An 11,931-nucleotide genomic window follows, 5' to 3' on the forward strand; every position below is an offset into this window, starting at 1 on the left:
GATTTAGATAAGATCTAAAAAAGACCTGATTAGATCAGGTCTTTTCAAAATCATCTTCCCACCAAAAATCCTGGTGAACACTAACAGTTCAATATCAGCCGTGCTCCAACCAAACCGCTAAATCTGTTACTGTCTTAAAATCCAACAACGCTTCACTCAATTCCTCTAATCGAGTAATCGATAATCCCTCAATCTGCTGTTGGAGTACAGGGTCAAGTAAACCTAACCTCAGGGTTAGCTGACGCATCACAATTAATACCGCTTCCTCCTGCTTTCCGCGCTGGAGTCCCTGCTGGAGTCCCTTTTGGACTCCCTTTTGGATAATATCTTGATAGGTGACTGATTCTTCCATAACTTCCTCCCTTAACAATCGACGAACTAATTCTTGATCAAACCGCAAACCAGCCAGTACATCCACACAAGCTGCTAGGTTTCCCCGTAATGGTTTTTCTTCAATGTTATCCACTTGAGCAACGACTTGCTCTAACAATCCTAGGGGCTGATTACTCCTGGCTAAAGTGGCCAAGGGTAACAAAGCCCGATTGGCTAACAGCGGTAATGGGTCTTGCTCCCACAAGCGAATTACTCTATAACTATGCCAGGTGTTAGTATCCCTAAACTCATTAGTAAATACCAGATCTGAGGTCGTAGACTTTAGAAAAATCACCACCTGGTCAATCCGACATCGGTATTTCCGTTGTAGTCTGACCCAGTAGTCCAACATCCGAAATGGTAGTGGTGGCTCAGATTGGGGTAGGGTTTGAAATTCTAGGTGCAGAATTTGGTTAGTACTTTGGAGTACACTCAGAGCATCAGCTTGAATGGGTTCAGCACTTAATTCGGTTTTAATTACCTGAATATCGCGAGGTTCTTCACCCAATACCCACTGAAAAAACTCTGATGGGTATTCTTCTGCTAAGTATTTACAGATATTATCGTAAGCCAAGGCAAATTGTTCAAATTTAATACTATCTCAGACAGCGATGCAGCGCGGTCTTGGGGGTTTCCCCCATGAGCGACTGCATCAAGACAGTGTAGTGAATCCCAGTTAAAAAATTGATCGCACCTGGATCTTGTTTATGGAGTCAAGCTATGATACCCCAGCACTAATGATTTAGATAAGATCTAAAAAAGACCTGATTAGATCAGGTCTTATCAAAATCATCTTCCCACCAAAAATCCTGGTGAACACTAACAGTTCAATGTCAGCCGTGCTCCAACCAAACCGCTAAATCCGTTGCTGTCTCAAAATTCAACAACGCTTCACTCAATTCCTCCAATTGAGTAATGGATAATCCCTCAATCTGCTGTTGGAGCACAGGGTCAATTAAACCTAACTTCAGGGTTAGTAAACGCATCACAATTAATACCGCTTCCTCCTGCTTTCCGCGCTGGAGTCCCTTTTCGACTCCCTTTTGGATAATATCTTGATAGGTGACTGATTCTTCCATAACTTCCTCCCTTAACAATCGACGAACTAAATCTTGATCAAACCGTAAACCAGCCAACACATCCACACAGGCCGCTAGGTTTCCCCGTAATGGTTTTTCTTCAATTCTATCCACTTGAGCAACCACTTGCTCTAACAATCGATTCGGGCTATTACTCCTGGCTAAAGTGGCCAAGGGTAACAAAGCCCGATTGGCTAACAGTGGTTGAGGGTCTTGCTCCCACAAGCGAATTACTCGATAACGGTGCCAGGTGTTAGTATCCCTAAACTCATTAGTAAATACCAGATCTGAGGTCGTAGACTTTAGAAAAATCACTACCTGTTCAATCCGACATCGGTACTTACGTTGTAATCTGACCCAATAGTCCAACATCCGAAATGCTAATGGTGGCTCGGATTGGGGTAGGGTTTGAAATTCTAGATGCAGAATTTGGTTAGTACTTTGGAGTAAACTCAGAGCATCAGCTTGAATGGGTTCAGCACTTAATTCGGTTTTAAGTACCTGAATATCGCGAGGTTCTTCACCCAATAGCCAGTAAAAAAACTCCGATGGGTATTCTTCTGCTAGGTATTTACAGATATTATCGTAAGCCAAGGCAAATTGTTCAAACTTAACACTATCTCAGACAGTTTAGTGAATCCCAGTTAAAAAATTGATCGCACCTGGATCTTGTTTATGGAGTCAAGTTATGATATTAGCTGTGATTTTAGTTAGAGTTATCTTGGAGCCAGTTGAGTAAGTCTTCACTGGTTTTAAAATCCCAGATGGCTTCTGATAAACGCTCTAGCTCTTGATTCGTCAAGGCTTCGATTAATGCGATATCATCACTGGTTAGTTTGCCAAAACGGCGCTCAAGCTGTCGCAATATTACCCTTCTTTCCCCTTCTTCTCGTCCCTGTATTATTCCCTGTTCTATTCCTTCCCGTTGAGCTAGACTCAATGCACCGCGCGTGTCCTCCAACACCATCTCCTGCTTGCGGAGTTTTTCCAATTCTGACACACTCAACCCCGCTTGATTCGCTATAGTTAACGCTTTTTCTAGCTGTGGTATTTCCCTGAGATTGTCAGGAATAATTTCTAAACTGGGCGCTTCTTTGATAAAATATATCCACTTATCTATCACACTTTCTAACTCTTCCAGCTGCTTAGTAAATTTGGGGAGTTCCACAAACACCAGCTTTAATTCATTCTCCTGATAAGGCAAGTGGTCTTCTTCTTCTTGAAAGTAAAAACAGCTAATTACTTTCTCTGTTGAGGGGAATAACTGAAAATCCGTGATGGTTAAAGCAATGACTGGATTTAGATGGAAATATCCCTGTCCCGATTTTAGTTGATTCCCATAGGTTTTGCACAAGTTATATACCACTCGCTTCTCGAAAGCCTCCACATTCCAGATTTGCATTTCAATCAGCACAGTTGTTTGATCCTCTAATACTGCCTTAATGTCTAGATAAGTGTCTTTTAACTCCACTACATCCCCGGCACTATAGGGGTCAAGGATTTCTAAATCCTCGATTACCGACTCCCCGGAGTAGATCATGGCATTGAGGAAGGAAATCAGAATATCCTTACTTTGATCTGAGCCAAAGATTTTCTTGAAAGCAAAGTCAGTTTTGGGACTAATGAATCTCATGGTTTTACCAGTTTACGAGGTAGAGTGGTTAATCAATGTCTTTCCTAGGGAATCTCACGGACATCGTTTCATTCATCATCCTAGCAAAATCCGTTGATATTCTAGTGTATAACCGGTGAGCATTTATCTAAGCTTAAAGCGATGCAGTTGGCCAAAGGGGGTTTCCCCCACTCGCTATTGCATCAAGACAAGGAATCAACGGAAGGAATCAACGGGAGTGAAGCAGGATGGTTGTTAAAAATAGTAGTAAAAATACTAGCAATAATACTAATACTAATCAATCCAGTAATAATCAATGGGATGATGTTCGTGCAGCGTTGAAACAATTCTGGGGTTACGAGGATTTTCGACCCCCCCAAGGTGAAATTATTCGGATGATTTTAGAACAACGGGATGCTTTAATTATTTTGCCTACTGGTGGTGGTAAGTCGATTTGTTTTCAACTACCAGCGTTACTACAAACTGGATTAACATTAGTGATTTCTCCACTGGTAGCATTGATGGAAAATCAGGTGCAGGAATTGCGCGATCGCAAATTACCTGCTGCTCTGTTACATAGTGAATTACCTCGCTACCAACGGCAACAAACCCTTCAAGCTCTAGAAAAGCAGCAACTGCGATTGCTCTACTTATCCCCAGAAACCCTACTCAGTGCAGCAGTGTGGAAACGGTTGTGTCAGCCACAGCTTCAGATTAATGGATTGATTTTAGATGAAGCCCATTGTTTGGTTCAATGGGGTGATACCTTTAGACCTGCTTATCGCCGTTTGGGAGCAGTAAGACCAGCACTTCTCAAGTGTAAGCCCAAGGGAACAAAAATTGCGATCGCATCCTTTACTGCTACCGCTGACCCCAAGGCTCAACAAACCATCCGCAAAGTCTTGCAACTGCAACAACCCCAAACATTTTTAATTAGCCCCTATCGAGACAATCTTAACCTCCAGGTGCAAACCGTCTGGACTCCCAAAGGACGTCGCCAACGAGTATTGAACTATATTAAAGCCAGACCTAAACAAGCTGGTTTAGTCTATGTGCGTTCCCGAAAAGATAGTGAAGTGTTAGCGCAATGGTTTACTTCCTTGGGATATTCCACCGCAGCTTACCACGCTGGCTTGGGTGCTCAGGAGCGTCGGAAAATTGAAGCCAGCTGGATTAGTGGTCAGACCCAATTTGTGGTGTGTACCTGTGCCTTTGGCATGGGGATTAATAAGCCAGATGTACGCTGGGTGGTGCATTTCCAAGCACCTTTACTCTTATCGGAATATATTCAGGAAGTAGGTCGTGGCGGCAGGGATGGTAAACCAGCGGATGCTTTGACCTTAGTCAGTGAACCAACGGGATGGTTCAATCCAGAGGATAAGCAACGACAAGAATTTTTTTCCCATCAAATGCGATCGCAATACCAACAGGCTCAACAGTTAGCAAAGCAATTACCAGCCCAGGGAGAAGTAGCCAAAGTAGCCAAAGAGTTTCCCAATGGTGCCATAGCCTTAGCACTCCTCGATAGTGCTGGTCAACTAGAATGGATTGATCCATTCCATTACCGGCAACACCGGTCTCAAAAATCTTCCTCCCTAGCACAGGTTAGTAATATCCAACAGCAAGCCCAGTCTCAGATGAATCAATACCTGAAAACTCGCCAGTGTCGTTGGCAATTTTTACTAAAGGCATTTGGTTTTACTCAGGAAGCAGTTGGCTTTAGATGCGATCGCTGTGATAATTGCTCATAGCATTTATCACAGGGAGTAGGGAGCGGTGCGACCCAAGGGCGATTTACTCGCCCTTGGAGGCGCGCACCGTAGGGAGTAGGGAGAGCTGCGACCGGTGGAATAGGCATCTTGCCTGTCCCTTGATCTCTTGGGTCGGGCAGGATGCCCACTCTACTCCTATTCATTCAAAGACTGACACAGCTTATTCAATTTTTATTGTTGAGATTCCTGTAATTCTTTTAAATAATTATTTAGTTTCAACAGACTATATATTCCTAATGCTGTACCAATTGGTAAACTCAACAGATTCACACATGCCGCAATCCAGTTAGCAGTATTTGGCTTGGCTCGCTGATAGAAGAATCCTGCCATTATATTAACAATTCCAAACCCAAGTAGAAATATATGCATGGCGATAGTGAAGAAAATTATCCAAGTATCACATGCATCTCCTCGGAAAGGTTCATTAATACATAATGAAGGACGCATCTGGATTATATATCTCGAAAAATCGAAATATATACGAAATACGAACAATCCAAAGAAGAAATAAATGCCGCCCCAAATATAGCGATGCAGCGCGGTCTTGGGGAGGCAGTGCGGTCTTGGGGAGGCAGCGCGGTCTTGGGGGTTTCCCCCATGAGCGACTGCCGTGGTTCCCCCCATGAGCAACTGCCGTGGTTTCCCCCATGAGCGACTGCATCAAGACAGTGAAAGATACTGAGCCACTTGAAACGTTTCATAGAGTGCTCTCCATTTCTGGTTTAACTCCCACTACTCAAATCTAGCTTGGTGATTGACTGACAAAACTCCTAAAACTATTGATTTTACTTAGGGAGCGGTGCAGCGGTAGAGAAACCCAACAAAACCGCCAGGATTGGGTTTCACTATGTTTCACCCAAGTAACCAAGCAAGATTTGTCAGTCAAGCAGGCGCTTCTTGAGATACCACTAGATTTTTCCACTAGATTTTTGGCACCTAGCTATGAAGGTTATTATTCTAGTCTACCTTAAACGTAATATCAAAGGTATGCGATCGCTCAGGCTAAGACTTATTTTTTACAATTTACAAGACGATCAAGGGATGACCGGACAGGGGATGTTAACTTAGCACGACCAAGTCTGGGCAGATCAGAAACACTAAAGAGGTGATGGTCAGATCATCTACAGAAGAGAGGTGGGTGCATCTCATATTTGAAAATTTTGCGTAGGGTGTGTTAGGGGAGCCTTCATTTTTCGCCTCGTAGTCAGGGTTTGGATAGCCCGCCCCGTAACGCACCACCGTGTCAAACAGCAAAAATGAGATGCACCCAGAGAGGTTGACCAGGTTGTGGTTCACTAGTGAAGTCCATGTAAGCACGAAACAGCTGGGTTAATCATGGCGCAACTCCACTCTAATGATCAAAACTTTAATTCAAAAAGAGACAATCTTGTTGTCGTTGGCTTAAACCGCTGGCAATGGCTTGCAAGTGTTTTTGAGAGTAGTTTATTCTCTCAAAGGTTGTGATCGGTCGTCTAGAGGTGTAGGCGAAAGTAATTGAGTATCGGTCTGATGCAGTAGGTGGTTTCAGACGGTGGAAAATGTTGCGTGTGTCAGTAAAAATTACTGTGCCGTAGGCTCCTGTGCAAGGGTTACTGGTAAATTTAGACGCAACCCTTGCCATGTATTTATCTGAGACTAAACCAGAATAGTAATAATTGTAGTTCAGGGCTTCAGCTAATGATGAGGTTAAATTTCTGGGAATATATTCAAAAGGGCCACCATCTAACCCCACATCATTCAAGTAGATAATGATTTTAACCATGCGATAGTCTTCTGGATCTACGTGCCATTGCCTGACATTTACTGGTTTACTATCGGCAATATTCCTTTGAAAGATTAGACCAGCTAATAACACTGGAAGACCAAGGTAATTTTCTACAATATCAAGCAATCGTTCGTTAAGTCCCCACTTCAAAATTTGTGGGTAATTAATTAGCTCGTTGCGATAGGTTATAGAAGACTCAATTTTCGGTATCGGCAATGCCCGTAATTTGCTTAAAATATCCTCCGCACTATCTCTCAGTTTATTAGAGGAAATTGCTAACTCTTCTAAAGAAGTAATAAACGTTCCTTCTCTCTTTAGAGAATTCAACAATGGTAAATCTACTGGTGCTAGGGTAGGTAGGGAATTAGAATGGTTTTCTAGTCTGATTAGATAGTTGCCATAGGATAACTTATGGAGTATCGGTATTCGGAAAAACTCTCTTTTCATTTTTGACGGTATACGTTTGGTCTTCATGGCAAAATAATTAGAGCTAAAAATCATGAAATTCCTAAGGTATTTATTTGAACACTCCTATTATTACTAGCATGCCAGCCTCAAATGTATACGTTTATATACAATAGCTTTAATAAATAAATATTTTTAATTCATTTTTATTTATGTCAAATTTTATATAGCAATGGAAAATTATGCGTATTTAAATTGGAGATTATTCAGTTAAAAAAAAACGTCACCCCCTCAGCAAACAGTCTATAAAAAACCTTCTATCCGCTCCCAAACTTTCTCCAACAAATCAGGACAATCCGCATCAAACCATTCAATCTCAGGATAAGCCTTAAACCAAGTGCGTTGACGTTTAGCAAATTGGCGAGTGTGGACAACAGTTAAATCTCTGGCCTGATCAAGGGATAAGTTACCAGCAAGATAATCTTTAATTTCCCGATATCCCAACGTATCCAGTAACGGTAAATTCCAACCATACTTCTGAGCAATAGTTTCCACCTCAGCCACAAATCCTGCTGCTAACATTTGGTCAGTACGCTGAGCAATCCGCTGGGTAATAGTTTCAGAATCCTGACATTCCAAGCCAATCTGGAGAATTGGATAATTAGGAGGATTCTCTCCCTGCTGCTGTGATATCGGAATTCCAGTTACATAAAATACTTCCAATGCTCGCAATGTCCGCACTTGGTCATTGGGATGAATCTTCTGAGCAGCAACAGGGTCAATCTGTTGCAGGAAATTATAGAGCTGAGCTTGACCAAGAGCAGCTAGTTGCGATCGCAAATCTTCCTGAGGCGCAACCCGAGGAATTTTTAACCCCCGCACTACGGATTTGATATATAAACCAGTACCACCAACTAGGAAAAGAGGTTTATTGTTTAAGTCCGCCTGATCTACCCGGTCTTCCTGGTGTTCCCTATGTTTGCTAGCTATAATTTCCTGGGCTTGCTGTTGATAATCAGCTACAGTTAAGGTTTCGGTTGGATCACAGATGTCGATCAGATAATGGGGTACCTGCTGTTGTTGAGCGAGTGTCGGCTTAGCCGTTCCAATATCAAATTCTCGGTAAACCTGACGAGAATCAGCATTAAGAATTATCGAACTAACCCGCTGGGCTAATTCTATCCCTAGACTAGATTTACCTGTGGCTGTAGCACCGCAAATTACTATGACTGCTGAGTGCTCAGTGTTGAGTTTTGAGTTTTGAGCGGAGGGCTGTTTCATCTTGCATGGTGACATTCGGAACCCACTCGACCACTGACCCACTGGGTGATAACCTATATAGTCAATCCCCTATAGAAATAACCTATGAAAGTGGTCTGTGGTCGCCTGTAAGGCTTTTGTGTTACAATTTTCGGGTGTTTTATCATTTTTGATGAATCATAGCCTTTCCAAGCTTTTAAGGGAGAACCCCGAAAGATTATGACGAGTAGTTACAGTGCCGATCAGATTCAAGTTCTAGAAGGTCTCGAACCGGTGCGGAAACGCCCAGGGATGTACATCGGGACAACTGGACCTAGGGGTCTCCATCATCTAGTCTACGAAGTTGTAGACAATTCCATCGATGAAGCGCTTGCTGGGTATTGTACTCACATCGAAGTTGATATCAATAGCGATGGTTCCGTAACCGTTACCGATGACGGACGAGGGGTTCCTACAGACACCCACCCTACCACAGGGAAATCAGCACTGGAAACCGTAATGACCGTACTTCATGCCGGTGGTAAGTTTGGTGGTGGCGGCTATAAAGTCTCTGGAGGATTGCACGGTGTTGGTGTTTCTGTAGTCAATGCTCTGTCTGAGTGGGTAGATGTAACGGTGTGGCGGGAGAAAAAAGAACATACCCAGCGCTATGAGCGAGGTGTCCCGGTTACTGAACTGCTCGTCAAGCCCTATAAAAAGACCAAGACTGGTACCTCAGTAAACTTCAAGCCAGATACCGAAATCTTTACTGGCGGTATTGAGTTTGATTACACCACCTTATCCGGACGTCTCCGGGAACTGGCTTACCTGAATGCTAGTGTTAGAATTACCTTCTCAGACCATCGCCTGGAAGAACCCAGAGTAGAAACCTATCACTACGAGGGAGGTATCCAGGAATATGTCGCTTACATGAACCGAGAAAAGCACGCCCTACACGAGGAGATTATCTATATACAAGGGGAACGCAAAAATATCCAAGTGGAAGTGGCACTACAATGGTGCATTGATGCCTATAGTGATAATTTGCTGGGTTTTGCGAACAATATTCGCACGATTGATGGTGGTACCCACTTGGAGGGGCTCAAGACAGTCTTGACCCGAACCATGAATGCGATCGCACGCAAGCGGAATAAAATCAAAGAAAGTGAGTCTAACCTAGGTGGTGAGAATATCCGAGAAGGATTAACTGGGGTGATTTCTGTCAAAGTCCCAGAGCCAGAATTTGAAGGTCAAACCAAAACTAAACTAGGAAATACAGAAGTAAGGGGCATTGTAGATTCCCTAGTTGGGGAAGTCTTGACTGAATACCTGGATTTTCGTCCCCAAGTAGTCGATACTATCTTAGAAAAAGCGATTCAAGCCTATAAAGCCGCAGAAGCTGCTCGTCGTGCTCGTGAATTAGTGCGGCGGAAGTCAGTACTAGAGTCTTCTCCCTTACCCGGTAAGTTAGCCGATTGTAGTTCTCGGGACCCAGCGGAATCAGAGATATTTATCGTTGAGGGAGATAGTGCAGGGGGCTGTTTTTCTGGAGAGACACAGGTTGCCCTGGCTGATGGACGTTCTTTGAGCTTCAAAGAACTTGTAGCTGAACAAGCTATGGGTAAAGAGCATTTTTGCTACACGATTACCAATAATGGCAGCATCGGAATAGAACGGATTATCAATCCCAGAATCACCAAAGCCAATGCTAAAGTCATCAAACTTACCTTAGATAACTCAGAAACCATTATTTGCACTCCCGATCACCTGTTCATGTTGCAAGATGGTAGTTATAAGCCAGCAGTATCCCTGACTCGTGATGATTTGCTAATGCCTCTGTATCGGCCACTGGCAGAAATCAGGAAACAGGCAAAGGTCAAAACCCAAAATAAAGAAGCCTATGCCGCTGTTGCTGGTAATCAGACACAGGTTTGTGAAGCTGTTGCTAACTATAACTACCAAGTTGTTTCCATTGAACCCCTAGAACAATTGGTAGATGTCTATGATATCGAAGTGCCTCATACCCATAACTTCGCTCTAGAGAGTGGGGTGTTTGTTCACAACAGTGCTAAACAAGGACGCGATCGCCAATTCCAAGCCATTCTCCCCCTGCGTGGAAAAATCCTCAACATTGAGAAAACTGATGATGCCAAAATTTACAAGAACACAGAAATCCAATCCCTAATTACAGCCCTAGGGCTAGGGATTAAAGGAGAAGAATTCGATCCGTCCAATTTACGCTACCACCGCATTGTAATAATGACTGATGCTGATGTGGATGGCGCTCACATCCGTACTTTATTACTAACCTTCTTCTACCGCTATCAACGAGCCCTTGTGGACCAAGGCTACATCTACATCGCTTGTCCGCCCTTATATAAACTAGAACGAGGTCGCAACCATAATTATTGTTATAGCGATCGCGAACTACAACAGCGGATTAGCCAATTTCCTGATAACGCTAACTATAACATCCAACGATTCAAAGGATTAGGTGAAATGATGCCACAGCAGTTGTGGGACACCACCATGAATCCAGAAACTCGCACCATGAAGCAAATCGAAATCGAAGATGCTGCTGAAGCAGACAGAATCTTTACTGTACTCATGGGAGACCGGGTTGCTCCTCGCCGCCAATTCATTGAAACCTATGGCGCTCGACTCAATCTAAACGATTTAGATATTTAATTACGTAGGGTGTGTTAGGGACGGGCGAGCCCTTATTTCCTCGCTAGCAAGTGTTAGGAAAATCCGTCCCGTAACGCACCACCCACCATCAGAGTCAAATTAATCTGCCCACCCTATTCCCTGCTCCCTACTCCCTGCTCCCTACTCCCTTATAGTAAATCAAGCCATGGTTACCGCAATTCCAGCTAACCAAATTACCCTCTACGATTTAAGAATAAAATTTTGCTTAGAGCGCACCGATGATGAGCAATTCTTTCGGGAGTGGCAAGATGATTTACCAGAACTAACAGAATTAGAAAAAAAAGAGCTAAACGAAATAAAGAAAGACTATCTCCACTTATCAGAGCGTCCAATGGTGGAAACCATTGTTAAAATGGTAGTACTTTCCCCATTATTGAAACTAGCTGGTTTTTATCGTCCTCCCTTTTATCTTACTGCAGAGAAAGTCGTAGAAATTACTTCCGAAGATCAAGAAACAATTATTACAGGAAGACTTGACCTACTGATCTATACTCCTGAATTTTGGGTTTTAGTGATCGAAGCCAAACGAGCCGATTACTCTCTGGAAGTTGGCATCCCCCAAGCACTAAGTTATATGCTAGGGAGTCTTGAATCAAAAAGACCTGCTTTTGGATTTATCACCAATGGGCCAGATTTTATTTTCCTAAAGCTGAGCAAAGACAATACACCAAAGTATGGTGATTCAGATTCATTTTCTCTTCGGAATAAGACAGGTTTGGAGCATGTTCTCAAAATCCTAAAGCGGTTTAATCAATTAGTTAAGCAATAACCCAGTCCAGTAGGGTGCGTGATAAGACGGGCTCGCACTGATTTTCGGCCTGGTAGTGTTAGGATAGCCCGTCCCGTAACGCACCGCCAGTGTTGGGAATTTTATGATAATAATCAAAATATGGCCAAAGATATTTTCCACAATACAGTTAAAATAGCTTTACAAAAAGATGGTTGGCTGATTACTCACGATCCCTATCAACTGCGCTA

Annotated in this window: 11 protein-coding genes; 4 read left to right on the forward strand and 7 right to left on the reverse strand. The window is 43.1% G+C overall.

Going from position 1 to position 11,931, the window contains the following annotated elements; translation table 11 throughout:
- Nucleotides 1-94 precede the first annotated feature (94 nt).
- The 3 genes from F6K38_RS14935 to F6K38_RS14945 all read right to left on the reverse strand — a co-directional run bounded on the left by F6K38_RS14935 (nucleotide 95) and on the right by F6K38_RS14945 (nucleotide 3,084).
- Nucleotides 95-946 (reverse strand): Rpn family recombination-promoting nuclease/putative transposase, encoded by an 852-nt coding sequence (locus tag F6K38_RS14935; protein ID WP_287356837.1) that lies wholly within the window; start codon nucleotides 944-946, stop codon nucleotides 95-97.
- Nucleotides 947-1,205: 259 nt separating this feature from the next.
- Nucleotides 1,206-2,045, reverse strand: coding sequence for an Rpn family recombination-promoting nuclease/putative transposase (locus F6K38_RS14940; RefSeq protein WP_287356838.1), 840 nt, complete (start codon nucleotides 2,043-2,045; stop codon nucleotides 1,206-1,208).
- A gap of 112 nt (nucleotides 2,046-2,157) precedes the next feature.
- Entirely contained in the window at nucleotides 2,158-3,084 is a 927-nt protein-coding gene (locus tag F6K38_RS14945; RefSeq protein WP_287249540.1) for an Rpn family recombination-promoting nuclease/putative transposase, read from the reverse strand.
- 227 nt (nucleotides 3,085-3,311) lie between these two features.
- Here F6K38_RS14945 and F6K38_RS14950 point away from each other — a divergent pair, with 227 nt between their 5' ends.
- Nucleotides 3,312-4,814 carry a RecQ family ATP-dependent DNA helicase gene (locus F6K38_RS14950; RefSeq protein WP_008190344.1) on the forward strand — a complete coding sequence of 501 codons (1,503 nt, stop codon included), beginning with the start codon at nucleotides 3,312-3,314 and terminating at the stop codon, nucleotides 4,812-4,814.
- Here the strand turns inward: F6K38_RS14950 and F6K38_RS14955 are convergent.
- From F6K38_RS14955 to miaA, 4 genes are all read right to left on the reverse strand, one after another.
- Nucleotides 4,766-4,978, reverse strand: a complete 213-nt coding sequence (locus tag F6K38_RS14955; protein ID WP_287356839.1) for a hypothetical protein — start codon at nucleotides 4,976-4,978, stop codon at nucleotides 4,766-4,768. The genes F6K38_RS14950 and F6K38_RS14955 overlap by 49 nt on opposite strands.
- A 28-nt stretch (nucleotides 4,979-5,006) precedes the next feature.
- Nucleotides 5,007-5,459: a hypothetical protein gene (locus F6K38_RS14960; protein WP_008190345.1), complete on the reverse strand. Its 453-nt coding sequence runs from the start codon at nucleotides 5,457-5,459 to the stop codon at nucleotides 5,007-5,009.
- A 742-nt stretch (nucleotides 5,460-6,201) separates the two neighbouring features.
- Complete coding sequence (locus tag F6K38_RS14965; RefSeq protein WP_008190346.1) at nucleotides 6,202-7,047, reverse strand: phytanoyl-CoA dioxygenase family protein; 846 nt, start codon at nucleotides 7,045-7,047, stop codon at nucleotides 6,202-6,204.
- A 261-nt stretch (nucleotides 7,048-7,308) separates the two neighbouring features.
- Nucleotides 7,309-8,286: a tRNA (adenosine(37)-N6)-dimethylallyltransferase MiaA gene (gene miaA / locus F6K38_RS14970; RefSeq protein WP_008190349.1), complete on the reverse strand. Its 978-nt coding sequence runs from the start codon at nucleotides 8,284-8,286 to the stop codon at nucleotides 7,309-7,311.
- A gap of 198 nt (nucleotides 8,287-8,484) precedes the next feature.
- Here miaA and gyrB point away from each other — a divergent pair, with 198 nt between their 5' ends.
- The 3 genes from gyrB to F6K38_RS14985 form a co-directional block, all read left to right on the forward strand.
- Nucleotides 8,485-10,932 (forward strand): DNA topoisomerase (ATP-hydrolyzing) subunit B, encoded by a 2,448-nt coding sequence (gene gyrB / locus F6K38_RS14975; RefSeq protein WP_287356840.1) that lies wholly within the window; start codon nucleotides 8,485-8,487, stop codon nucleotides 10,930-10,932.
- Between the two features lie 166 nt (nucleotides 10,933-11,098).
- Complete coding sequence (locus tag F6K38_RS14980; protein WP_287356842.1) at nucleotides 11,099-11,722, forward strand: type I restriction endonuclease; 624 nt, start codon at nucleotides 11,099-11,101, stop codon at nucleotides 11,720-11,722.
- Nucleotides 11,723-11,785: 63 nt separating this feature from the next.
- On the forward strand, nucleotides 11,786-11,931 hold a 146-nt coding region (locus F6K38_RS14985; protein ID WP_287356852.1), incomplete at its 3' end, for an element excision factor XisH family protein.

The organism is Moorena sp. SIO3B2 (assembly GCF_010692525.1).
Taxonomy (GTDB): domain Bacteria; phylum Cyanobacteriota; class Cyanobacteriia; order Cyanobacteriales; family Coleofasciculaceae; genus Moorena; species Moorena producens.

Coding starts and splice junctions, on each gene's coding strand:
- F6K38_RS14945 (WP_287249540.1), bottom strand. CDS start 3,084: ATGAGATTCATTAGTCCCAAAACTGACTTTGCTTTCAAGAAAATCTTT.
- F6K38_RS14950 (WP_008190344.1), top strand. CDS start 3,312: ATGGTTGTTAAAAATAGTAGTAAAAATACTAGCAATAATACTAATACT.
- F6K38_RS14955 (WP_287356839.1), bottom strand. CDS start 4,978: ATGAATAGGAGTAGAGTGGGCATCCTGCCCGACCCAAGAGATCAAGGG.
- F6K38_RS14960 (WP_008190345.1), bottom strand. CDS start 5,459: ATGGGGGGAACCACGGCAGTCGCTCATGGGGGAAACCCCCAAGACCGC.
- F6K38_RS14965 (WP_008190346.1), bottom strand. CDS start 7,047: ATGAAAAGAGAGTTTTTCCGAATACCGATACTCCATAAGTTATCCTAT.
- miaA (WP_008190349.1), bottom strand. CDS start 8,286: ATGAAACAGCCCTCCGCTCAAAACTCAAAACTCAACACTGAGCACTCA.
- gyrB (WP_287356840.1), top strand. CDS start 8,485: ATGACGAGTAGTTACAGTGCCGATCAGATTCAAGTTCTAGAAGGTCTC.
- F6K38_RS14980 (WP_287356842.1), top strand. CDS start 11,099: ATGGTTACCGCAATTCCAGCTAACCAAATTACCCTCTACGATTTAAGA.